Source organism: Janthinobacterium sp. AD80, assembly GCF_002878455.1.
In the GTDB taxonomy this organism is placed as follows: Bacteria; Pseudomonadota; Gammaproteobacteria; order Burkholderiales; family Burkholderiaceae_D; genus Janthinobacterium.
In genome coordinates this window covers 110,087-133,803 of record NZ_NRDQ01000039.1, presented here as the reverse complement: position 1 = coordinate 133,803, position 23,717 = coordinate 110,087, and the positions used below count along the sequence as shown (strand labels likewise).

At 66.8% G+C, this 23,717-nt stretch carries 16 protein-coding genes and 1 pseudogene; 4 read left to right on the top strand and 13 right to left on the bottom strand.

The features are described 5' to 3' along the window. Window positions 1–762: pseudogene (locus JaAD80_RS09985) on the bottom strand (hypothetical protein); the annotation flags it as partial. Between the two features lie 233 nt (window positions 763–995). Then, entirely contained in the window at window positions 996–1,487 is a 492-nt protein-coding gene (locus JaAD80_RS09980; protein WP_102294024.1) for a hypothetical protein, read from the bottom strand. A 172-nt stretch (window positions 1,488–1,659) separates the two neighbouring features. Here JaAD80_RS09980 and JaAD80_RS09975 point away from each other — a divergent pair, with 172 nt between their 5' ends. After that, window positions 1,660–1,878, top strand: a complete 219-nt coding sequence (locus JaAD80_RS09975) for a molybdopterin-binding protein (RefSeq protein ID WP_034757699.1) — start codon at window positions 1,660–1,662, stop codon at window positions 1,876–1,878. A 59-nt stretch (window positions 1,879–1,937) separates the two neighbouring features. Here JaAD80_RS09975 and JaAD80_RS09970 read toward each other — a convergent pair whose 3' ends face one another. The 4 genes from JaAD80_RS09970 to JaAD80_RS30640 form a co-directional block, all read right to left on the bottom strand. Further along, window positions 1,938–2,366, bottom strand: coding sequence for a DsrE family protein (locus JaAD80_RS09970; protein ID WP_102294023.1), 429 nt, complete (start codon window positions 2,364–2,366; stop codon window positions 1,938–1,940). A gap of 38 nt (window positions 2,367–2,404) precedes the next feature. Further along, the gene (locus JaAD80_RS09965) at window positions 2,405–3,154 is read right to left on the bottom strand and encodes a LytTR family DNA-binding domain-containing protein (protein WP_102294022.1); all 750 of its coding nucleotides are present in this window, start codon (window positions 3,152–3,154) and stop codon (window positions 2,405–2,407) included. Then, window positions 3,151–4,425 carry a sensor histidine kinase gene (locus JaAD80_RS09960; protein ID WP_102294021.1) on the bottom strand — a complete coding sequence of 425 codons (1,275 nt, stop codon included), beginning with the start codon at window positions 4,423–4,425 and terminating at the stop codon, window positions 3,151–3,153. Before JaAD80_RS09960 ends, JaAD80_RS09965 begins: the two co-directional genes overlap by 4 nt. Before the next feature lie 188 nt (window positions 4,426–4,613). Beyond that, window positions 4,614–4,925, bottom strand: coding sequence for a hypothetical protein (locus JaAD80_RS30640; RefSeq protein ID WP_180979364.1), 312 nt, complete (start codon window positions 4,923–4,925; stop codon window positions 4,614–4,616). Here JaAD80_RS30640 and JaAD80_RS09955 point away from each other — a divergent pair. Beyond that, a complete protein-coding gene (locus JaAD80_RS09955) occupies window positions 4,873–5,751 on the top strand; it encodes a serine hydrolase (protein ID WP_102294032.1) in 879 nt (292 codons plus the stop codon). The genes JaAD80_RS30640 and JaAD80_RS09955 overlap by 53 nt on opposite strands. A gap of 65 nt (window positions 5,752–5,816) precedes the next feature. On the opposite strand, the gene JaAD80_RS09950 is transcribed toward JaAD80_RS09955, so the two are convergent. Further along, window positions 5,817–6,749, bottom strand: coding sequence for a DMT family transporter (locus tag JaAD80_RS09950; RefSeq protein ID WP_102294020.1), 933 nt, complete (start codon window positions 6,747–6,749; stop codon window positions 5,817–5,819). 110 nt (window positions 6,750–6,859) lie between these two features. Here JaAD80_RS09950 and JaAD80_RS09945 point away from each other — a divergent pair, with 110 nt between their 5' ends. Continuing rightward, entirely contained in the window at window positions 6,860–7,783 is a 924-nt protein-coding gene (locus JaAD80_RS09945; RefSeq protein WP_102294019.1) for a LysR family transcriptional regulator, read from the top strand. Window positions 7,784–7,809: 26 nt separating this feature from the next. On the opposite strand, the gene JaAD80_RS09940 is transcribed toward JaAD80_RS09945, so the two are convergent. Then, window positions 7,810–9,741 carry a methyl-accepting chemotaxis protein gene (locus tag JaAD80_RS09940; RefSeq protein WP_102294018.1) on the bottom strand — a complete coding sequence of 644 codons (1,932 nt, stop codon included), beginning with the start codon at window positions 9,739–9,741 and terminating at the stop codon, window positions 7,810–7,812. Window positions 9,742–10,015: 274 nt separating this feature from the next. Between JaAD80_RS09940 and JaAD80_RS09935 the strand changes: the two genes are divergently transcribed. After that, a complete protein-coding gene (locus JaAD80_RS09935; protein WP_102294017.1) occupies window positions 10,016–10,450 on the top strand; it encodes a DoxX family membrane protein in 435 nt (144 codons plus the stop codon). 9 nt (window positions 10,451–10,459) lie between these two features. Here the strand turns inward: JaAD80_RS09935 and recD are convergent, their stop codons facing one another. The 5 genes from recD to cobA all read right to left on the bottom strand — a co-directional run bounded on the left by recD (window position 10,460) and on the right by cobA (window position 23,712). After that, the gene (recD, locus tag JaAD80_RS09930; RefSeq protein WP_258002902.1) at window positions 10,460–12,442 is read right to left on the bottom strand and encodes an exodeoxyribonuclease V subunit alpha; all 1,983 of its coding nucleotides are present in this window, start codon (window positions 12,440–12,442) and stop codon (window positions 10,460–10,462) included. Next, complete coding sequence (recB, locus tag JaAD80_RS09925; protein ID WP_102294016.1) at window positions 12,432–16,103, bottom strand: exodeoxyribonuclease V subunit beta; 3,672 nt, start codon at window positions 16,101–16,103, stop codon at window positions 12,432–12,434. Before recB ends, recD begins: the two co-directional genes overlap by 11 nt. Further along, window positions 16,100–19,516: an exodeoxyribonuclease V subunit gamma gene (gene recC, locus JaAD80_RS09920; protein WP_102294015.1), complete on the bottom strand. Its 3,417-nt coding sequence runs from the start codon at window positions 19,514–19,516 to the stop codon at window positions 16,100–16,102. Before recC ends, recB begins: the two co-directional genes overlap by 4 nt. 75 nt (window positions 19,517–19,591) lie before the next feature. Further along, window positions 19,592–22,633, bottom strand: coding sequence for a CHASE domain-containing protein (locus tag JaAD80_RS09915; RefSeq protein WP_102294014.1), 3,042 nt, complete (start codon window positions 22,631–22,633; stop codon window positions 19,592–19,594). Window positions 22,634–22,941: 308 nt separating this feature from the next. Next, window positions 22,942–23,712: a uroporphyrinogen-III C-methyltransferase gene (cobA, locus tag JaAD80_RS09910; RefSeq protein WP_102294013.1), complete on the bottom strand. Its 771-nt coding sequence runs from the start codon at window positions 23,710–23,712 to the stop codon at window positions 22,942–22,944. Window positions 23,713–23,717: the final 5 nt, after the last annotated feature.

Sequence of the window (23,717 nt, the reverse complement as noted above, 5' to 3'; positions counted from 1 at the left end):
GGCGCACACCTGGCGCACGCGCTGGACCAGGCGCTGCTGCACGGCGGTGGTACGCACGCCCACCTTGCCGCCACGCAGGACGATTGCCGCCGTGGCCGGCGCCAGGGAAGGCGCCAGCGCCGGTCCGCACAGCAGGCGCTGCGCGGCCTGGTTCATGAAGACCAGCTGCAGGCAGGCATCGACCAGCAAGATGGCACGCGGCAACTCGTCGAGGGCAGCCCAGGCCAGGGCGCCGTGCACCTGGGCCTGCTGCGCCGTATCGCGCAGGCGAAACACATTCGGCAAGTGCTCCAGCACGCGCTGCAGCTGCAGCCGCGTGCGCCCGTCATAGCGGCCCTGACCCGCCGCCCGGTGCGCGGAGAGGATGGTCAGTCCGCCGCCGTCGCGGATGGTGCCGCTGCAGGAATAACGGACGCCGGCGCGCAAGTAAAAATCCTGGAAATATTCGCTGCGCGCCACGGCCCGCGCGCTGATGTAGTCCTGCATCAGGTACATGCGGCCCGGCATGCCTTGCTTCAGCACCGTGTAGCCGGGATCGATGGCATGGTAATAGCGGCGGTAACCGTCTTCCCAGGCTTGCTCGTCCAGGCCGCAGATGTGGGCGCGCGACGGTGCCAGGCCCGCCTCGGCCTTCAGGAAACAGCAGGCCACATCGCCGCCGGCCAGCCGCGCGAACGCGCGCAGGGCGGCATGCCACTGGCCAGGTTCCAGTGCCGCCCGGTAAAAAGCGGCTATGACAGGATCAGCACCTTCCTCTTCCATCGTGCATACCGTAAAAAAAAGCCCGTCATATGGACGTGCCCACGCCGCCGGCACACGGCACACCCCGGACGCGACGCCTGCGGCCGCCAGCGCCAGCATCACCATAGACAGGGCCACAGGCGCCGGCACAGGCACTGGCACACTGCATGAGCGTGCCACCTGTCAAGAAAAACACGGACCATTGGTGTCAGATCAAGGAAAGCGGCAGAAGTTCCCCGCCAGCGGCGGCAAGCCTACTGCTTACGCAGCAATAACTTAAATTGGGGCAACCAGCGCTCGCCCGCCTGCATTTCGCTGAACGCTTCATAGGCATCGCTGCCCGAACGCGTCCAGCGCACGCGGTAGGTGAGCACCTTGCCATCGGCGCCCACATAGTGCGTGGCGGGAAAGTCAAGGCTACCGGCGGCGGGCAGCATCGTGCCACGGCTGTAGCCGCCCCTGTTTTCCACATACAGGAAGGCGACCGTGCCGGCGGCGCGGTCGTGGTAATACGTGGTTTCGCCCACGTAGTCGGGCTTGCCGGGGCTGCGCACCGTGTGCGTGTCGCGCAGCATCTTGCCGTCATACAGCCACTGGAAACACTGCTCGTCCGTCTGCCGACCACCGGGAAATTCTCCCTTCCAGCAATGGCCTGCCAGGAAGGCCATCGGCTGCAGCGCGGCAAGCGGTTCGGCCGGCGCGGCGGCCGCTGGCAGCAGCAAGAGCGGCAAGAGGAAAGAACGCATGGCACACCTCCGGTAGTTGTCAGCCAGTATAGGTGAATTGTGTGCTTGCGGCAGCGCTGGCGCGCGCTTTTCGCATAACGATATGCGCATCGATTCGTGGTCAAAAGCGGGCGCGCGCCGTACTCTGGCCATGTCGCGCCGCACGGCGTATTACGGGCACAAAGGAAACATCATGGCTATCTCGGAAGTGAATGTACGCAACCAGTTTCGCGGCAAGATCAAGGAAATCATCTTTGGCCCCGTGGTGTCGGAAGTGGACGTGGAAACGCCGCACGGCATCGTCACCTCGGTGATCACCTCGCGCTCGATCAAGGACCTGGACCTGAAGGTGGGCAGCGAAGTCATCGCCCTGGTGAAGTCGACGGAAGTGTCGATCGCCAAGATCCAGTAAGCGCCCGCACTCCACGCGACGCCGCGCCCTTGCCATCCGGCAGCGGCGCGGCGTTACTCTTATGGCTTGATGTAAACGTAGCCTTCCTGCGCCTGCAGCCGGCTCAGTTCCGCCACGCCCGAAGGCACGATGACGGCTTCCGGCAGCACGCGCTGGCGGTCGATATTGCGTCCCTGCAAGGTGTTGTTGCAGACGCGAAAGCTCACGCCCCGTTTCGCCAGCGCGCGCACGGCCACGTCGTATGGCGTGCCCGTCTTGTCGATGGCGCCGTCAAGCAGGAAATCGATGCCGGGGCCGTGGGCCACGAGCACGATGGTCGCCTGCGGACTGGCATCGAGGTGGTTGCCGATATTGCGCAGGGCGGCCGCCGCATTGCTGGCGTCATTGAGGTGGTACACCACCTTTTCCGGCTTGTCCGCCGCAGTGGCGGCGGTGCATGCAAGGATGGCGAGGAGAGCGGCAGCGAAGCAGCGGCGTAGCAAAATCATGGGATATCCATTAAGTGGCAAGAAATATTGCCATCATATCAATCCCTGAACAGATAAGTAAACGTGCGGCTGACGGGCAGCTTTTCCGTGCTGCCCCGTACCAGCACCTGCATGCGCTCGGCGTCGATGCGCTCGGCCGCCTCGATGGCCTTCACGCTGACCATGGTGCCGCGGTGGATTTGCCAGAACTGTTCCGGATCGAGGCCGCCCAACAAATCCTTCAGCGGCGTGCGCACCAGCGCTTCCGAGCCGGCCAGCACCACGCGCGTGTATTTGGTATCGGCCTGGAAGAACAGCACGTCGTCGATGTCGATCAGGCGGATCTGCTTGCCCACGCTGGCCTTGATCCACTTGAGTTTTTCGCGTGGCGGCGCCGGCAGCGCGGCGCGCAGCGACTGCAGCAGGTTCGCCATGTCGGCCGGCTGCGCCCCCAGCTTGTCGCGCAGCCGGGCCAGCGCCCGCTGCAGCCGCTCGGCCTGCACGGGTTTCAGCAGGTAGTCGACGGCACCCGCGTCAAACGCATCGACGGCGTACTGGTCGTAGGCCGTGACGAACACCACGTGGGCGCGCTTGCCGATGCGCTCGGCCACTTCCAGGCCCGACAGGCCCGGCATGCGGATATCGAGGAAAACCACTTCCGGTTCGTGCTCGAGGAAACCATCCCAGGCATCGTTGCCGTTTTCCGCCACCAGCACGATGCGCGCTTCCGGCCAGCACAGTTCCAGCATGGTTTGCAGGCGCTCGCGCATCAGCGGCTCGTCTTCGGCGATCATTACCGTGGTGTTCATGCCTTGCCTTCCTTTTTCGTTTCCGTGTATCGGGGCAGCAGGATGTCGGCGACCACGCCGCCCTCCTCGCCTTCGCGCAATTCCAGTCGGCCCGCCGCGCCGCCACCCTGCTGCGCAGACAGCTGCAAGCGGCTACGCACGTTTTCCAGGCCCAGCCCGCCACCGGGCGCAGGCACGGGCGTCCCGGCCACTGTCCCGCCCAGGCCGACACCCGTATCCTGCACGCGCAGGCGCAGCATGCCGTCGACTTGCTCGGCAGAAATATGGATGTCGCCGCCGCGCAGGGCCGGCTCGATGCCGTGCTTGATGGCGTTTTCCGCCAAAGTCAGCACGATCATGCTGGGCACCATGACGTGCGCCAGGGGCGCCGGCAAGTCCAGGCGAAAGCGCAGGCGCTGCCCCATGCGCGCCTGCATCACGCGCAGGTAGGCGGCCACCATGTCGAACTCGCTTTGCAGCGGCACTTGCTCGCTGCGCATCTCGGCCAGGCTGGCGCGCAAAAAGGCGATCAGGTCGGCCGTCAGGGCCGCCGCGCGGGGCGCACCCTGCTCGGCCAGCTGCTGCACGGCGCCCAGGGTATTGAAGAGGAAATGCGGCTCGATCTGCGCGCGCAGCAAGCGCAGCTGCGATTCGCTCAGTTCGCGCGCCAGGCGCTCGCGCTCGGCCTCCTGCTGCAGCTGCAAGCTCATCGTTTCGAACTGGCGGTTGCGCCAGATGGCGACGATGCCCAGCGGCACGATGTAGAGCAGGCTCACCACCAGCAGTGCGATGCCCACGTTGGCGGCGATCTTTTCCGGCGAGACCACCATGGGCTTGTCGCTGAAGATGGCGGATGCTCCCATGCCGAAGAGCAAACCGACTACGCACGCCAGCAAGATGCGCAGCAGGGGCTTGACGGAGCGGTTGGCCACCAGCTTGCGGTAGTTGAACCACACGCCCATCAGGCCGCAGGCCAGCGAGAAGCCGATCAGGTTGCTCAACACCAGCGATTCAGCCCAGCTCAGCTTGCCCGGCCACAGCAGCTGCTGCAACGCTCCCAGCGCGGTAAACGGCAGCAGCAGCTTGGCGGCGGCCACATAGAAGCGGATGCCATGGTATTTCACGAGAAAGGCGCGGAATTGCTGGCGCTCGATGGGCGACATGGTTGCCAGGCGCGTGCCGACATAGCGCCGCATGCCGGCCGGCAAACTATCGGCGGCCTCCGGTGTTTCCAGCACCAGCATGGCGTCGTCGTCCATTTGCTGGTGCCACTGGCTGATTTTTCCCCACATGTTGCATTCTCCTTGGCAAGTTCATCATGCATGAACGCAGTGTGGGGCCACGGCGGCCGGCAGCACAGGGGCTAGCGACCAGGCACGATTTTGCGGGTACCAGCGACGATAGAGAGCCGGCATCCGGTGACTGACGGCCTACGAATTGTGCATCAGGCAGCAAGATTGCAGAAAGAATATTAGATTTCCTAAATGAAATCAATAATTCGGCGACAATTTTCACTCAAGCAATAGTTACATGCCGGATCGCGCTTTTTTTCACCTTTTGCGCCGCAAAGCGGCTTGCACGGCCAGTGTGCCGTAGACATCGCAATATTTTTAATGGTATTGTCTACGCTTGGCAAATATTGCCCCCGAGATACATGCCGCGTCCCCACGCGGCGGTTCCCGGCTTTGCGCGCAGCGCCCACGATGGCGCCCCAAAACTGCTTTCCCACATACAATCCCATGCTCAAAAAAATGTTCGCCGCGGTGCTGATGACGCTTTCAACAGCGGCCATCGCCGTGCCTTTCGGTTCCCAGTCGATACTGGTGGTCGAAGATGGCACAGGTAAAGTCTTGCTTGAAAAGAATTCCAACGTGGTGGTGCCCATCGCCTCGCTGACCAAACTCATGACAGCCATGGTCGTGCTCGACTCCAAGGCGAACATGGAAGAAGAAATCAGCATCGACCGTGAAGACGTCGATACCCTCAAGCACAGCACGTCGCGCGTGCCCGTGGGCGCCACCCTGAGCCGCCACGACGTGCTGCAACTGGCGCTGATGTCGTCCGACAACCGCGCCGCCGCTTCGCTGGCGCGCACCTTCCCTGGCGGCCCCACCGCGTTTGCCGTGGCCGTCAACGCCAAGATCAAGGCCCTGGGCATGCGCCAGACCGTCATCGAAGAACCGACGGGCCTGTCGCCCAACAACCAGTCGACGGCAGCGGACCTGGTCAAGATGGCCGTGGCCGCCTCGCGCTATCCGGAAATCAGCCGCATCACCACCGACTCGAAGGACATCATCCAGATCAAGGGCCGCGACGTGGAATACCACAACACCAACCGCCTGGTGGGTGCCAAGGGCTGGGATATCGGCCTGTCGAAGACCGGCTACACGAATGAAGCGGGCCGCTGCCTGATCATGCGCATCAAATCGGCCGGCAAGTTCGCCACCATGATCTTGCTCAACGCGCGCGCCAATTCCGTGCGCGCCATGGATGCCGTCAACATCCGCCGCCTGCTGGCGGCCGAGAACGGCATCGAAGAGCCGAAGGTGATGCGCGCGTCCGTCAGCCGGCATAAAAAGGCGCCGGCCAAGCCGTCCAAGCGCCGCCGCGCCCGCTGATTACTTAGTTAGCCCTTGAACTGCCGGGTCGGACATTAATGTCCGACCCCAGTCCTTGCTTAGGGTTAAGCCTTGATTTGCCGGTTGGTCATGATGACGCCGGCGATCGTCACCGCGCCGCCCACCAGCATGGAGGCCAGCACCGGTTCGCCCAGCAGCACCGCCGCCAGCACGATGCCGAACACGGGCACCAGGTTGTTGAAGACGGCCGTGCGCGACGGACCCAGCGCTTTGACGCCCTCGTAGTACCAGACAAAGCCGATCACCGTGCCGAACACGCCCAGGTAGCCGATGGCGGCCCACACTTGCCAGCCAAAGCTGCGCCATGGCACCGTAGGAAATTCCACCGCCGCGCCCACCAGCAGGAAGGCCAGGCCCCACATCGACGCGTAGGTGGTGGCGGCGATGGGCGACAGGCCCTTCAGCGCGACTCTGCCGATGAGGGTGTAGGCGGCCCAGCTGGAAATACCGCAAAACATGAAGAGCTCGCCGGCACCGATACCGCCGCCGTTACCGTGCAGCACGCCGGCCAGGTCGCCGCGCGTGATGACGATGGCCGTGCCGCAAAACGCCAGCATGATGCCCAGCCATTTGAAGGAACCGAGTCGCTCGCGGAACAGCAGGGCCGAGGCCAGCGCCGTGACGATGGGATTCAGGGCAACGAACAGAGCCGTGCGCCCCGCAGGCATGCGCGACAGGGCAGCCAGGAAACACAGGTTGTACAGAAAGATGCCCGTCAGGCCCAGCGCGGCGGTCGTCGCCAGCTGCTTGCGGTCCAGGCGCGGCAAGCCCCCTTCCAGCTTCCAGGCCAGCACGACAAGCAGCAGCACGGCCACGCCGAAGCGCCCGCTGGCGGCCGTCATGGGCGGCATCTGCTGCGCCAGCACGCGGCCGGCGATAAAAGTGCCGCCCCAGAACAGGGCGACGAAGATCAGTTTGATGTAGACGAGCGGCGACTGCACGGCAAGCAGTGGCGGCGATACGGCGGAAGAGCGCATGGGAGTTTCCTATGAAGCCGCTTGTGCGGCGGGTGGCATGCGTATATATTAATACTAATATTAACTCATGAAATAATGAGTAAATACTCATAAGACAGGAAAGCCACAGCATGACCTTCACGCAGCTGGAAATTTTTACCCTGGTGGCCGAACTGCACGGCTTTTCCGCTGCGGCCGCGCAGCTGGGCATCAGCCAGTCGGCCGTCTCGCATGCATTGAAAGCGCTGGAAAAGGAAATGGGCGTGGACCTGATCGTGCGCCACCAGGCCTCGGCCGAACTGACGGACGTGGGCCGCCAGCTGCTGGTGCGCGCGCGCGAAATCCTCGGCTTGTCCGAAGCCATGCGCCAGGAAGCGGCCGACGTGCTGGGCCAGCGCCAGGGCACCCTGCGCATCGGCTCCTTCGGCCCGACGTCGTCCCTGAACCTGCTGCCGGCCATCACGGCGCAATTTCGCCTGCGCTATCCGGGCATCGACCTGCGCATCGACGAAGGCGCCGACCATGAAGTGGTGCAGTGGATACGCGAGCGCAGGGTCGATGTCGGCTTCGTCGTGCTGCCCGACGAGCGTTTCGACACGGCGCCGCTGGTGGAAGACCAGATGATGGCGCTGGTGCCGCGCGGCCACCCGCTGGCCAGCGAAACGGCCATCACCCTGGCGCAGCTGTGCGAGGGGCCGTTCATCATGTCGGAAGCGGGCTGCGCCTGCCTGATCGAGCCGCTGTTCGCCAACGCGGGCCTGCAGCCGCACGTGCCCTACCGCATCAGCCAGGTCATCACCATCCTCGACATGGTCAGCCGCGGCGACGGCCTGTCCATCGTTGCCGAACTGGCGCTGCCGCAGCGCCTGCGCGAGCAGTATCCGGAACTGGTGGCCCTGCCGTTAAACCCGCCCGTCAGCCGCAAGGTGGGCCTGGCCGTGCGCGACCGGCGCCAGAACACGCCTGCCACCAATGCTTTTTTTGAGGTGGCCAGACAGATGGCGCCAACCCTGGCGCCCAGGCGCGCCTGGCAGCATGCCGGCAAGGCCGCCTGAAACCACTTGCAACCACCTAAAACCACTTAAAAGGTTTCCCACTCCTCGGACTGCGCCGTCTTGCGGCTGGCCGCCCTGGCTCCCGGGCGGCTGGCGATGCGCAGCGCGGACGCCCGGCGCGCCGGCTTGACGGGCGCATGTTGCGGCACCGGCGCCTGTCCGTCATCGAGCTTGAACACGCCCACCACCTGCGACAGGGTGCTGGCCTGATCCTGCAGGCTTTCGGCGGCCGCCGCCGCCTCTTCCACCAGGGCCGCATTCTGCTGCGTCACCTGGTCCATTTGCGCGATGGCCTGGTTCACCTGTTCGATGCCGGAACTCTGCTCCACGCTGGCGGACGTGATCTCTCCCATGATGTCGGTCACGCGGCGCACGCTGTCGACGATTTCCTGCATCGTCGCGCCCGCCTCGTCGACCAGGCGCGCCCCCGTGTCGACCTTCTCCACCGAATCATCGATCAGCAGCTTGATTTCCTTCGCCGCTTGGCTTGACCTCTGCGCCAGACTGCGCACCTCTGTTGCCACCACGGCAAAGCCGCGTCCTTGCTCGCCGGCGCGCGCCGCTTCCACGGCCGCGTTCAGCGCCAGGATATTCGTCTGGAAGGCGATGCCGTCGATCACGCTGATGATGTCGACGATCTTCTTCGACGAGTCGTTGATCGAGGCCATGGTGTCGACCACCTGCGCCACCACCATGCCGCCCTTGCTGGCGACATCCGACGCGGACACCGCCATCTGGTTGGCCTGGCGCGCATTGTCCGCATTCTGTTTCACGGTGCTGGTCAGCTCCTCCATCGAGGCGGCCGTCTCTTCCAGCGAACTGGCCTGCTGCTCCGTGCGCGACGACAGGTCCTGGTTGCCGGCGGCGATTTCCGACGACGAGACTTTCACCGATTCGCTGGCCGTGCGGATCTTCACCAGCACGGCGGCGATCTTGTCGATGAAGCGGTTGAAGGCGCCGGCGATCTGCGCCAGTTCATCCACGCCGGAAGAGTCGAGGCGGCGCGTCAGGTCGCCCTCGCCCGAGGCGATATCCTCGAGCGCGTCGCGCACCAGTTCCAGGCGCTTGAGCATCCTGAATACCAGCAGCGACAACAGCGCCGCCGCCAGCGCCGTCAGCAGCACGGCCGTGACGGTCGCCGTCGTCAGCATGGTCTGCAAGGCTTGCATGGCTTCCTGCTGGTCCAGCACCACGGCCAGCAGCCAGTCGGTGCCGGATACGCGCGTGACATACAGCATGCCGTCGCGCTCATGGATGCGCACGGCCTCGCTCTGGCGCGCGCTTTCCAGGCGGTTGATCTGCGCGGCCGACAGGCTGGCGTCGAGCTTCGACACGGGCTGCAGGCTCAGGTCCTTGTTGGCATGCGCGATGACGGTGCCAGCCTGGTCGATCAGGAAGGCAAAGCTGTGCGGCGTGGGCTTGATCGCCACCACGTTGGCGATCACCGTATCGAGCAGCACGTCGGCGCCCGCCACGCCGGTCGGCGCTTCCTTCGGCCCCACCGGTGCCGTGAACGACACCACCAGCTGGTGGCTGGCCGCGTCCACATACGGCGGCGTCAGCATGGGTACGCCCGCCTTGACGGTGTCCTTGTACCAGGCGCGCGCCGTCGGATCGAAATCTGCCGGGCGCCCCGGCTTGGTAAACACCGAGCGCTTGTCGGCGTAGCCAATGAACACTTCGGCGAAATCGCCGGCCTTTTCCGCGATCTGGAAGGCGCGCAGCGGCTCGGGCGTCTCGGCCGACATGACGACGGACGCCATGACCTTTTTCTTGCCGTCGACCCATTGCGCCAGCACGGCGGACTGGCTTTGCAGCAGTTGCTGCATCTGCTGGTCCGACGAGGCCAGCATGCTGTTGCGCGTGGTGAGGTAATTGGCAAGCGACAAGGCCAGCATGGACAGCACGACGATGGCGACGCAGATCAGCACCAGCCGCGTGCGAAGAGAAGACAACATGATGGACTCCTGGTTTCGATTTTGATGGTGTCGGCACGCGGCGCTTGCCTCGGCAAGCCCGGCGATGCCAGCAACGCCGGTGGCAGGCGAAAAAATTGCCACGTGTCAATATTTTATATATCGCAGTTTTACACAAAAATCGGAACAGAAGTATTAAATATTTGGAATATTCGATGAAAACACAACAAGGCAGGCGCTGCGGTGCGCATTGACAAGCTGCGGATATTGCTGGATATTTAATTTTTACTTGCACAGCGAGCGATCGCGTTCCCACATGACCAGCCCGCGCAGGCAGCACAGCCAGCACCGTCGGCCGCCATCACCGCTGCTGTCACTTCCGCTGTCACTGTCACGCTATGCCCTGGCCCTGTTCTTCAGCGTGGCCGGCCTGCTGCATTTTATTTTCCCCGCCGCCTACGCGGCCATCATGCCGCCCTGGCTGCCCGCGCCGCCGCTGCTCGTGTATGTGAGCGGCGCCTGCGAACTGGCCGGCGGCATCGGCCTGCTGCCCGCGCGCACGCGGCGCCTGGCGGGCATCGGTCTGATCGCGCTGTCGCTGGCCGTGCTGCCGGCAAATGTGCAGATGCTGCTGAACGCGCGCGCGGCGGGCGATCCCGCCTGGCAGCAAGCGTTGCTGCTGGCGCGCCTGCCCTTGCAGGCGGCGCTGGTCTGGTGGATCTGGAAAGTCAGCCGGCAAGCGGGCCGCTAGTGTGCCGAACTAGCCGATCAGCCCGCGCAAACCGCTGGCGCGCTGCGTGCGGCGCAGGATGGCGTCGAACAGCACGGCCTGCGTGGGCGAGACGAGGGTAAAGAAATTGCGCGCCCGCGTGATGCCCGTGTAGACCAGTTCGCGCGCCAGCATGGCGCCGCCCTCCTGCGGCAGCACCAGCACCGTGTGGCGAAATTCCGAGCCCTGCGATTTATGCACGGTCATGGCGAACGCCGTCTCCACGTGGCGCAGGCGCGTGGCCAGCACGCTGCGCACGTTTTCGCCTTCCAGGAAGTACACGCGCAGGGAACCCGGCCGCGCCGGATCGCGCAGGGTCAGGCCAATGTCGCCATTGAACACGCCCGTGCCATAGTCATTGCGCGTGACCATCACGGGACGCCCCACATACCACTCGCCGCGGCGTATCAGGCCTTCCTTTTCCAGCCGCAGCTCGATGGCCGTGTTCAGTCCCGCCACGCCCCACTCGCCTTCGCGCACGGCGCACAGGATGCGGAACGCTTCGAATCGGTGCAGCACGGCGCGCACCCAGTCATCGTGCTGCGCGTAGCCTGTTTCACCGGCGTTCACCAGTTCCAGGTAGGGCTGATAGCCGCCCGGCGCATCGACGCGTCCGCGCAAGGCCAGGCGCAGCACCTCGTCTGGCTGCGCCGTCACGCTCCACGCCAGCTGGCCGCCGCTGTCGCTGGTGAAGCAGGCCCTGGCCAGGTCGGGCTTGCCTGCATTCACGGCCAGCGCCAGTTCGCCGATCGGGCCGCTGAAGCGGTGGCTGTGGCGCAGCATCACCGTCTGCTGCGCCAGCGCGCCCGCCGCACCGGCAAAGGCGGGCGGAATGGCCACGCCGCTGGCGGCCTGCGCATACGCGATGGTGGCGGGCGTATAGCCGCCCGCCTGCGCGTCGTGGCACAAGTCGCCCAGCACGGCGCCCGCTTCCACCGACGCCAGCTGGTCCTTGTCGCCCAGCAGGATCAGGATCGCCGCGGGCGGCAAGGCGTCGAGCACCGAGGCCATCATCTCCAGGTGCACCATCGACGCTTCATCGACGATCAGCACGTCGACGTCGAGCGGATTGCCCGCGTGGTGGGCAAAGGCGCGCGTATCGGGCCGCGCGCCCAGCAGGCTATGCAGGGTGCGCGCGGCGCCCATGCGGCGCGCCAGTTCCATCAGGGGCAGCGCCTCGCCCGCCTTGGCCGCCAACCCTTGCAGGGCCTTGTCGATCGACTGTTTCAGCCGCGCGGCCGCCTTGCCCGTCGGCGCGGCCAGCGCGATGCGCAGCTGCTCCGGCTGCGGCGAGACGGCAAACAGCAAGGTGAGCAGACTGGCCACCGTGTAGGTCTTGCCCGTGCCCGGGCCGCCCGTGATGATGGCCACCTTGCCGCGCAGGGCGATGGCGCACGCCACTTTTTGCCAGTCCGGCCCGCCATTCTGCGTGGGCTGGTCGAACAGGATGTCGAGCCATAGCCGCACCTGCGCCAGCGGCGGATTCGTCAAATCCTGCGCGCGCGCGGCGATCTTTTCGCCGACCAGGGTCTCGTCGCGCCAGTAACGGCGCAGATACAGGCGGTCGCCATCGAGCACCAGCGGCTGGCGCACGTCGGGCGCGCCCACCTGCCACACTTGCGGCGCGCCGGCCAGCAGCGCGCGCCAGCCGTCCAGCGATACCGGCAGCGGGCCGGAGACGGTCAGCACGGCATGCCACAGTTCTTCGCTCCAGCCCAGCAGCTGCGACGGTTCGCCGGCCAGCTCAGTCAGCATCAGACAGCTGTGCCCCCGCCCTTCCAGCTCGGACAGCACGACGCAGGCCACGCCCACGGCGGCAGCATCGGGTCCGGCGGGCGCGCCCGGCTCCAGGCTCGCGATGAAGCGCGCAAAGGCAGCGCTCAGGCGGCGCAGGTGGCCCGCCTCGGCGACGCCGTCGAAATGGCTGAACAAGGCATCCATCCGCAGGGTATCGAACTGCGCGTTATGCTGCATGGTGTTCCGTTTCTTCTAACAGTTGATCGAGGCCGTCCAGCAGTTCCAGCTGCGGTGCCAGCCAGTAGCAGCCGTGCGTGTCCGCATTCGCGATCCCGCGCAGGAACAGGAAAATGGCGCCGCCCAGGTGCGCGGCCGGCTCGTACGCATCGCCAAGCCGGCTTTTCAGCAAACGGTGCAGGGCCAGCATGTAGATGGCGCCCTGGATGTCGTAGCGGTGCTGCGCCATGCCGGCCGCCAGCGCCTGCGTGTGGTAGGCGGCGTCATTGGGCCCCAGCGCATTCGACTTGTAGTCGAGCACCCAGTAGCGCCCTTCCCTTTCGATGACCAGGTCGGCAAAGCCTTTCAGCATGCCGTGCAGCTGGCGCCGTGGCAGCACGGGACGCGGGGCGCCATCGAGCAGCAGGCGCGTGCACAATTGATCCAGCGCCTCGGTCGACAGATGCTCGCTGGGGAACCAGAACTCCATCTCGGACAGGGTGCTGTCGAGCTGCGACAGCGAGGCGTCCAGCAGCGGCAGCGGCGTGATGGCGATCTCGCGCAGCCAGGCGATGGCGTCTTCCTGGCGGTGGCCCCAGCCAGCCCGCTCACAGCGCGCGGCCAGGCGGGTATCGAAATGTTCATCGTGGACGCTGTCAAAACCTTCGCCGCCCATCCATTCAAGCTGTTCGTGCAGGAAATTGCCGGGCACGGAGCCGCGCGGGAAGCGGTGCCAGGGCGCGTCGGCCGTCGGCGCCGGCACGGCCACGCCGCTTCCCGCAGCATCTTCCAGCAGGGTTTCTTCCAGCGCCCGCTGCGGCACGTGGGCGCTGGCCACGGTGCCGATCTGCCGCGTCAGCGAGGTAAAACTGCCCACCGACCAGTCGCGCTCGAACTCCCCCGCGAACACGGGCGCCGGACGCAGCTCGGGACGCAGCTCGATGCGGTCAAGCACCGTACAAGCATCGGGCTGCGCAAGGCTGCCGACATGGATGGCGTCGCAGCTGCCCGCCACCTGCTGCCAGCGCAGCAGCAATTGCTCCGCCGGCAGCTTGTCGCCGCCCGTCAGCAAATAGCCGAGCGCCGATTCATGCAGGGTGTTTTCGCCCGCCTTGCGCGCCGCCAGCGCGGCCACGCCCAGCCACAAGAAGTGGCGCGCGCGCGTCAGTGCCACGTACAGCAGGCGCAAATCCTCCTCGATGCGCGCCTCTTCCACGACCGCCATGGCCTCGTCGGACAAGGACAGGTCGAGCCGGCGTTCGCCGTTTTCCGCCGCGTACTCGAAGAAGCTGCGGTTGCGTTTATCCACCTTGCGCGCCGTGACGGCGAACGGCAGGTACACGAGCGGGTATTCCAGGCCCTTGGACTTGTGCACGGTGATGACTTTCACCAGTTCCGCATCGCTTTCCAGGCGCAGCACGCGCTCGTCGCCGCTCTCGCCTTCGCCGGCGATCTGCTCGGCCAGCCAGCGTATCAGCGCCTGCTCGCCATCGAGCTGGCGGCTGGCCGACTGCAGCAGTTCGGCCAGGTGCAGCAGGTTCGTCAGACGCCGCTCGCCGCCCGTCTGCTGCAGCAGCATGGCCGGCAATTGCAGTTCGTGGATGAAACGGCGCAGCATGGCCAGCACGCCCTGGCGCTGCCAGATCAGATGCAGGGCCTTCAGCTGTTCCACCCGGCGTTCCCACTCCAGTTCGTCGCTCGACAGGCGCGCCAGTTCGCCCAGCGACAGGCCGATGGTGCGCGTGGCAAACGCGGCGCGCGCCAGGCCGCCGTCGAGCGGATTGGCCAGCGCCGCCAGCCAGCGCAGCACGTCGGCCGCTTCCTCGCTGTCGACGACGGAATCCTTGTCGGACAAATACACGCTGGCGACGCGGCGGCGCGCCAGCGCGCGGCGGATGGCCGCCGCCTCCTTGCGGTCGCGCACCAGCACGGCCACATCGGCAGGCTGCAATCGTGCAAAACCGTCAGGGCCGGCAAAACCCGCTTGCGCATCGCCCAGCATGGCGACGATATGCTCGGCGCAGTGCTGCGCGAAATACTCGCGGTAGCTGTCGCCGCGCAGCCCTTCATCGCTGGCGCAGGCGGCCAGCAGGGCCGGCATGGCGCCATCCGTCGTCACCAGGTGCTCGGCGCGGCCCTTGGCGTCGACAGCCTCGAAGGGCAGCGGATTCTCGCCATGTTTGCGGTAGCGGAAGGCGCCCAGCGGCACCTCGGCGCGCTCGGCATGCAGGAACAGCTGGTTGACGGCCGCCACCAGGGGCGCCGTGGAACGGTAGTTGGTGCCCAGCTGGTAGTGGCGCCCCGTGGTGGCGCGCCGCGCCGCCAGGTAGCTCTGGATGTCGGCGCCGCGAAAGCCGTAGATCGACTGTTTCGGGTCGCCGATCAAAAACAGGCCCAGTCCCGGGTCGTTGTCGGCGATGCGGTACAGAGAATTGAAGATCTGGTATTGCGCCGGGGCCGTATCCTGGAATTCATCGACCATGGCCAGCGGGTACTGGTCGATGATGCGCTGGCGCAGGGCCGCGCCATTCTCGCCGGCCAGCGCATCGTGCAGGCGCTGCAGCATGTCGGCAAAGCCGAACTGGCGCGACTGGCGTTTTAACTGGTCCATGCGCCGCGCGATGGCCGCCGCCGCATGCAGGTGCAGGGTGTGCGCCAGCGGCGTCAAGGCCGCCAGCGCCCGCCCCAGTTCGTCGGTATGTTCAAAGCACTCGGGCACTTGCGCCGTGAAGCTCTTGGCAAATGCATCCTCGATGCCGAACGGCGTCAAGCGCTCCCACGCCTTGGCCGTGATGGCCGGCTGCAGCAGCAACGGGTCTTGCGCCCAGCGGCGCAAGCCGTCGAACCACTTGGCCAGGTTCTCCGGCTTCATCTTGACGCCGTTAAAACACTTGGGATTGACGGCGCGGTGCTCGTTGATCCAGGCGGCCATCCGGTCCACGCGCTCGACCCAGCCCGCCTTCAGGGTGGCCAGCTGGGCGGCCAGCGCCCGCTGCTCGCGCCCGATCAGCAGCGACAGCGGCTCATCGCCGGCCAGCTGCATGCTGCCGGCGCGGCGCGCCAGCTCGCGCACGCCCTTCTTGAGCGCATCGACGTCGGGCCAGCAGTCGAGCAGCACGTCGAGCGCCTGCGGCGACAATGGATAGACTTGCTGGCGCCAGTAATCGTGGGCCGCATCCTCGAACAGCGCCTGCTCGTCGCTGACCAGCTCTTCGTCGAACAGGCTGCCGCTGTCAAACGCATGTTCGCGCAGCATGCGCTGGCACCAGGCGTCGATGGTGAAAATGGCCGCTTCATCCATCGTCTCGGCGGCCAGCATCAGCCGGTGCGCCGCCTTTTGCCGTTCGCTCTCGTCCGGATAGGATTCCAGCAAGGCGTCGAGAAACGGGTCGCTGCCGCCGGATTCAATGCCAAATTCATGGCGAAAATACGCGGCCGCCTCGATCAGGCGCTCGCGCACGCGGTTCGACAGTTCACGCGTGGCGGCGCGGGTAAACGTCATCACCAGGATGTCGGCCGGCAGCAGCGGACGCGTAAAGCGGCTGTCGTCGTCGCCGTGACCCAGCACGAGGCGCACGTACAGCGCGGCGATGGTCCAGGTCTTGCCGGTGCCGGCCGAGGCCTCGATCAGGCGCGAGCCGTGCAGCGGGAATGCCAGGGGGTTGAGCAGATGGCTCGTCATTGTTCTTCTCCGGCGCCGTCATTGGGCGCGCTGATCGGGTCGATGGTGATGTGCTGTTGCAGCCAGTCGGCCAGCGGGCCATACAGCTCGCGCGTGCAGTCCTGCCACGCCTCGTCCGCGGCCAGGGCGGAAAATTCGGGCCACAGGCGGGCCAGGCACAGTTCCTCGCGTTCACCGGAGATGTCAAAGCCGCCGTCGTAGATGGCGCGCGGATCGCCGCCCTGCACCAGCGCCAGGCCCGTCTTGCAGGCCGTCGGCAGCGGGTGGTTCATGCCTTCGCGCCACAGCGCCAGCAAGGTGGCCAGCGCGTCGCGCGAACTGGCCGGGTCGAGCGGCGCCATGCTGACGATGGCGTCGCGCGCCACCAGGTAGCCGGTGACGGGAAAGCCCAGTGCGGCGGCAGCCAGCTGGCGCAGCCACATCAGCATCAGCTTGTCGCCGCGCGCCAGGCCGCCCTTGTCCGTCACCTTCGAGGAAATCTGCATCAGCCAGGCCGTGTCCGTCCCGTTGCTGCACAATCTGTCGAGCCAGTCATCGATCTGCACTTCGCCAAACGGCAGGTTGATGGCGCGCTTGTCGGCCGCCTGCGGGAACGAGGCACGCAAGGACAGCCACGCGCTGCGCACGGGCACCAGCGCTTCGACCAGCTGCGCCTGCACCTGCTGGCCGATCAGGCCGATCGGCAGCACGCCTTCGCGTGCCAGGCGCTCGGCGCGCGCGGCCAGGCTCGCGCGCACATCGTCCAGCGCTTCCACGGCGCCGCCGTCGTCGAGCATGGTGTCTTCCAGCAGATAGCGTTCAAGCGCGTTCAGGCCAAACGGTTCCTCGTCCTCGCCCAGCATGGCCGCATCGGCGAAGTGCACGCTGAGGCGGCGGCGGAAAAAATACTTGACGGGCTGGCGCAGGAAGCTGGCCAGTTCGCCCAGCTTCAGGCGCGTGCCGGGATCGAGTTCATAAGGCCCCAGCGGCAGTTCTTCAAGCGTCTGTGCATCGGCATGCGCCACGCGCCACTCGCGCGCATACGTCAGCAAGCCGCCCGCCTCGAAATAGCGGCGGCTGAACGGCTGCAGCGCGTGCTCGGTCGTCAGGCTTGCAAGATGCCGGTCCAGCGACCAGCCGGCGGCCAGATAGTCGCGCAGCTGCGACACCAGCACGGACGGCGGCTGCTCGGAATTGTCGCGCACATTGCGCCCCACCCAGCTTACGTACAGCTTGTCGCGCGCGGCCAGCAACGCTTCGAGCATCAGGTAGCGGTCGTCGTCGCGGCGCGAACGGTCGCCGGGGCGCGCCATGCCGGGCAGCGCCAGCAAGTCGAAATCGGCCTTCGGGGCGCGGCGCGGAAAATCGCCATCGTTCATGCCCAGCAGGCACACGACGCGGAAGGGCACGGCGCGCATCGGCATCAGGGTGCAGAAGGTCACGCCGCCGGAAACGAATTGATGGTTCAGGGTCGGCTCGTCCAGTGCGCCCAGCCACGCCACGCGCAGCACGGACAAGGGCACCTGCTCGACAAAGCCCGCGTGTTCGCAGGTTTCCAGCCAGCCCTGCAAGGCGCCTTCCAGCTGCGCCAGGGTCAGGCGGTCGCCCTCGTCGTCGGCATCAAAGAATGCGGCCAGCAGCGCGCGCGCCTGTGCGCCCCAGTCGGCCGGCGTGCGCGTGCCGGCCAGCACGGTGCGCCAGTGCAGCAGCGCTTCGACCAGTTGCGCCAAAGAGCCCGCCAGCGCCGCATCCAGGCCGCCCACTTCCGCGTACGGCTCGATGCCGTGGAAGCTGGCGCCGCTGCCGCTGGCGTAGCCAAGCAGCATGCGCCGCACGCCGAAGATCCAGGCATTCTGTTCCCCTGCCGCGCCCAGACCCAGGCCGCTGCGGTGTTCCTGGTCCAGCCCCCAGCGCACGCCGGCGCCCTCGATCCAGGCACCCAGGGTGGCCAGGTCGTCCGGCTGCAAGCCGAAGCGGGCCGCCAGCGCCGGCACGTCGAGCAGGTCGCGCACCTCGCTCTGGCGGCAGCGCTGCTGCGGCAGCTGCAGCAGCCATTCCAGCGCGACGAGCAGCGGATTGACGCTGCGGTCCTTGACGTCGCCGATCTCGAAGGGAATGAAACGCTCGTCATTGCGGCGGTACTGGCCGAAGACGGCGTGGATGGCGGCCGTGAAGGTGTCGATGTCCGGCACCATCACTACCACGTCGCGCGGGCGCAGGCCCGTTTCGGCGCTGCGCGTGAACATGGCCAGCAGCTGGTCGTGCAGCACTTCCACTTCGCGCTGCACGCTGTGCGCCACGTGGAATTCGATCGAGCGGTCGGCCGCATCGGGCGGTATTTGTTCGTGTTCGGCCAGCGGGCGCAGTTCGCGGATGGCCACCTGCACCTGCTGCAGCAGGGTCTCGCCCACCTCCTCGCCGAACAGGTCGATGCGCAGGCTGTCGTCGCGCCCTTCGGCATGCGCGTGCTCGTCGAATTCATCGAGCATGCGGATGAAATCGCGCCCTTGCCGCCCCCAGCTCGCCAGGAGCGGGTGGCTGTGCGCATGCAGCGCTTCCAGCGGGATTTGCGCCAGGTCGGTGCCGTTGCGCTGGCGCTGGCGCTTGTTTTGCGCGCGCAGCAGGTCGCGCCCGTCGATGATGTCGCCCCAGTAGAACTGGCACGGGTTGGGCACGGCCAGCACCACCTGCGTATGGCGCGCCAGCGCGGCCAACGCCTGCAAGGTCTGGTATGGCAGGGCCGAGACGCCAAACAGCACCACCCTGCGCGGCAGCTTGCCGGCCGGCGCGTCGCCGGCGGCGATGGCAGCCAGGAAGGCGTCGTGGATGTCGGCGCGGCCCGTATCGCGCTCGAAAGCTTCGACGTCGGCGGCCACGGCGCGCCACAACTGCGCCTGCCAGCACTGGTCTTCCTTCAGTACGATGGCCTCGCCACGGGCCGTGCGCAGCTGGTCGCGCCCGGCCGCCCAGTCGGCCAGCCAGTCGGCACGGTAGACCTGGTACTGGTCGAACAGGTCGGCCAGGCGTTCGGCCAGCTGCAGCCGGCGTTCGCAATCGCCATCGGCGAGGAAATAGCGCAGCGGCGCAAACACGGGGTCGGCCAGCAGCGACGGCAAAAGACGCATCAAACGCCAGGTCAGCGGCGATTTATCGAAGGGCGACACGCGCGGCACGCGTTCGCGGCCCAGCATGCCCCGGTAGCTTTCCCACAGCAATCGCGCCGGCAAGGCGATGCGCGTAGCGGCGCACACGCCCATTTCTTCGGCCAGGGCGATCTTCAGCCACTCGGCCACGCCATTCGACTGCACCAGGAAGATGTCGGTCTCCAGCGGCGCCAGCGGGTGGCTGCGCAGCCACTGGAAGACGGCCGCGCGCAGCTGTTCCAGCTGGTTGCCGTGCAGGATGAGGAGGCCGGGCGTGACGGTAGATTGCATGCTGTTCCGATGGGTTGCCGCGCCTGCGGCCGGGTAGCCGCAGGCGTCAAACGCGTATTATCGCCGCTGCCCGCCTCAGGGGGTATCGCTGGTGGCAAATTCCAGTGAAATTTGTTCGGCCACCTGCGCCAGGGCGGGGCCCAGCGCCGCCAGCAAGGCGCGCGCCTGCGGCACCTCGCCGCCCAGGCGCAGCGCCTCGATCGAGGTGCACAGCGCGGCAAACGCATGCGCGCCCACGGCCAGCGCCGACGATTTGCTGCGGTGGCCCAGGTCGGCCAGGCGGCCCAGGTCTTCCAGCGCCAGCGCCTGTTCCATTTCCGCGATGCCGTCGCGCGCCGTGTCGAGGAACAGCTGGGCATATTTGCGCATCTTGACGGCGTCATTGCTGAACGTGAGGGCCAGGGTGGCCAGGTCGAGGATGGCCGTGTCGCGCCGCTCGGGTATGGCGCGCGCCAGCGGCGTCTTCGCGCCGCCCCGGCCCGCCGGCTGTGCATGGCCCATGCCGCCGGGACCACCGATGCCGCCACGCAGGCGGAACCATTTCGCCAGCAGGTGGAACAGCAGGTTGGGGGCGATCGGCTTGGTCAGGAATTCATCCATGCCCGCCTCGAGGCAGCGGGCGCGGTCTTCGCTGCCCGCGTTGGCCGTCATGGCGATCACCAGCAGGCCGGCCAGCCGCGGATCGGCGCGGATGTGGCGCGTCGTCTCGAAGCCATCCATCTCCGGCATCTGCACATCCATCAGCACGCAGTCGTAGCGCTGGCGCGCCAGCAGCGCCAGCGCTTCGCGCCCATTGCCGGCCACGCAGACGGTGGCGCCCGCGTCTTCCAGCAATTCGCAGCCCACCTGCTGGCTGAAGATATTGTCTTCCACCAGCAGGATGGAGGCGCCGCGGATCACGTCCAGCACTTCCGGCTCCACTTCGGCGATGCCGTCGTCGCTGGCCTGCGCGCTTTTTTCCAGGCGCGCCGTAAACCAGAAGGTGCTGCCCAGCCCCGGCTGGCTGTACACGCCCACCTTACCGCCCATCAGTTCGGCCAGCTGCTTGCTGATCACCAGCCCCAGCCCGCTGCCGCCATATTTGCGCGTGGTCGACGGGTCGGCCTGGTGGAAGGAGCGGAACAGCTGCGCCACCTCTTCCTGGTTCATGCCGATGCCCCGGTCCTGCACCTCGAAGCGCAGCAAGGTGTGGCTGCCGCGCTCCTCGGCGTGGCGCACGCGCACGAAGATGCTGGCATGGTCGGAAAACTTGATGGCGTTGCTGGCCAGGTTCAGCAGAATTTGCTCCAGGCGCAGCGGATCGCCGCGCCAGCGCTGCGGCAGGTCGGGCGCGATGTCGAACTGCAGGCTCAGGCCCTTGACGGCGGCCGCGTCGCCCAGCTGGCTGGCGATGTTCGCCAGCAGCGTATCGAGGCGGAAGTCCAGTACTTCCAGTTCCAGCTTGCCCGCCTCGATCTTGGAAAAATCCAGAATGTCGTTGATCAGTCCCAGCAAATGCTGGCCCGAATGGTAGATCTTTTGCAGGTAGTCGCGCTGGCGCGTATCGGCCACGGACTTCAGCGCCAGATGCGCCATGCCGATGATGCTGTTCATCGGCGTGCGGATTTCATGGCTCATGTTCGACAGGAAATCGCTCTTGGCCTGGCTGGCCGCATCGGCCTGCTCCTTGAGCCGGTGCAGTTCCGTCACGTCGGTGGACAGGCCGATCAGGCCCGTGACGGGGCCGGGCAAGCCGAGTGGCACCTTGACGCTCCACAAATGGTGCACCTGGCCCTGCGCATCGACGAAGCGCTCCTCGCCGACGAACTTGACGCCGCTGTGGAAGACCTCGCGCTCGGTGCGCTGCGCGGCGGCGGCCGCGTCGCCGAGCATCAATTCGCCGTCCTGGCGGCCGATCACCTGCTGCACCGAGCGCCCGAGGATGGACGCCGTGCGCGCATTCACGTAGCGGTAGCGCAGGTCCGCATCCTTCATGTAGACATAGGCGTCGACGCTGTCGAGCACCGTGTCAAGCAGGGTGCGCTGCGCCACCGCGCTGCGGCGCGAGCGGTACAGGGTATAAATGTAGCCATAGATCAGCAGGGTGCCTGCCAGGCCGACGGCCAGCGCCAGCCACGGGAAATAACGGTCAAAGCCGCTGTACAGCTCCGTCTTGCGCACGCGGAAATGCGCCTTCCACGCGCCGCCCTGGTACACCACGGGCAGCACCCTGTCGAAATAATCCGCGTCGCTGCCCGGCCGCGGCGGCGCCGCCGCCAGGTCGCCGTCATCGTTGAACAACAGGCGGTCCTGCGGCGCGATGCGCAGCGCGCCTGCGGCCGGCAGCGGTTCGGCGGCGCTGTACAGGGTCAGGTGCAGCGGTTCGAGCGCGCTGCGTTCGAGCGCGCTGTGCACGAGGCGCGCCACGCCAAAGCCGATGCCCACGGAACCGAGGTAGGCGGCGCGGCGCTCTTCCACGCTGGCCTGCGGCATGCCGTTGCGGTACACGGGCAGGCGCATGCCCAGGCCCACGTGCGCGGGCGGGCCCTTGATCATGATGACCTGTCCCGACGCGCTCACTTCGCCGCTGTCGCGCGCCTGCGCCAGGGCCTGCGCCACCAGCGGGTTGGCGCCGATATCGACGCCCATGCGCTCGGCCAGCAGCGAGCCGGGCTCCAGGTAGGTGAGCACCGTGTACTCGGGCCGCTCGCCGGGCGGGCGGATGGAAAAGTCGGGATAGCCGCCCGGCGTCAGGCTGGCGTCGGCGCGCACGCCGGCGATGTAGGCGGCGCGCCGGGCCGGCGTGACGGCGACGGCATAATTGAGCGATTCGATGGCGGGAAACTGGCGCGTGATATCGAGTCCGCCCACGTAGTCGTGGAACTGGCGGCGGGTCAGCTGGTCGGTGGTGCGAAACAGGGCTTCGAGCCCGCGCAGCAGGTCGGAATAGCTTTTCACGCGCGTGGCCAGGCTGTTCTGGGCGCCATAGGTCAGGTTATCGAAGCGCTGCTCGGCATCGTCATGCACCGTGCGCGCCGCCCCCGCATACAGGGCGCCGCCCACCGCCAGCGCCAGCAGCAGGCCCCCCGCCCAGATCATGATGCCTGATACCGTCCCGCCCTTGCTCAAAGTGTGCATTGTCGATCGCTTATTCCGGTTCCTCGAATGTAGGGCGCAATCCCGCACCGCAAGTACGAGGATACTATCAAAGGCCCCTGTCCACGCGCTTGCCCGAGAAAAAAAAGCCTGCGCGACGGTTGCAATGGAAAGCAAGCCGCCTGCCTGCGGCGCACAGACGATGCTCTGCGCGGCGGCTGAAAAGCAGGAGACGAAGAAAAAACGGGAAAAAAGCACAAATCGCGGGAACGCGGCAGAGCAGGCCTGCGCCCAGGGGCGCCCTGGCGCGCGGGGCACGGCCACCGCCTGCGCGCCCGGGTGTTACAGGTTCAGACAGTGGCGGCCAGCATGCCCCGCCCGCCATGCTCGTCCCAGGCGTCGGCGCAGCGTACCACCTCGCCCACGACGATGATGCTGGGGCTGGCCAGGCCGCTGGCCTGCAGGTCGTCCGGCAAGGCTTGCAAGGTGCTCAGCAACTGGCGCTGGGCCGGCAGGCTGGCCGACTGCACCACGGCCACGGGCGTGCCGGGCGCCATGCCGCCGGCCAGCAAGCCGGCCTGGATGGCGGCCACCCTGGCCACGCCCATGTAGATGACGAGGGTCAGCCGGCTTTGCGCCAGGGCCGCCCAGTTCGGTTCCGCGGCCCCCTCCTTGCCATGCCCGGTGACAAAGATGGCGCCCTGGCTCCAGGCGCGGTGCGTGAGCGGCACGCCGATGGCCGAGGGCGCCGCCAGGCCGCTGCTGATGCCGGGGATCACCGTCACCTCCACGCCATGGCTGCGCAGGTAGGCGCGCTCCTCGCCGCCCCGCCCGAACAGGTAGGGGTCGCCCCCTTTCAGGCGCACCACGTGCTGGCCGGCGCGCGCCTCGGCCAGCATCAGGCGCTCGATGAAGGCTTGCGGCGTGGACGCGCAGCCGCCCCGCTTGCCCACCTCGACCACGCGCACGCCGGGTACCGCGTGGGCCAGCACGGCTGGATTGACGAGGTCGTCCATCAGCAGCACAGTCGCCCGCGCGATGGCCCTGACGGCTTTCACGGTCAGCAAATCCGGGTCGCCGGGACCGGCACCCACCAGTGTCACGCTGCCAAGTTGCGCCATGCTGA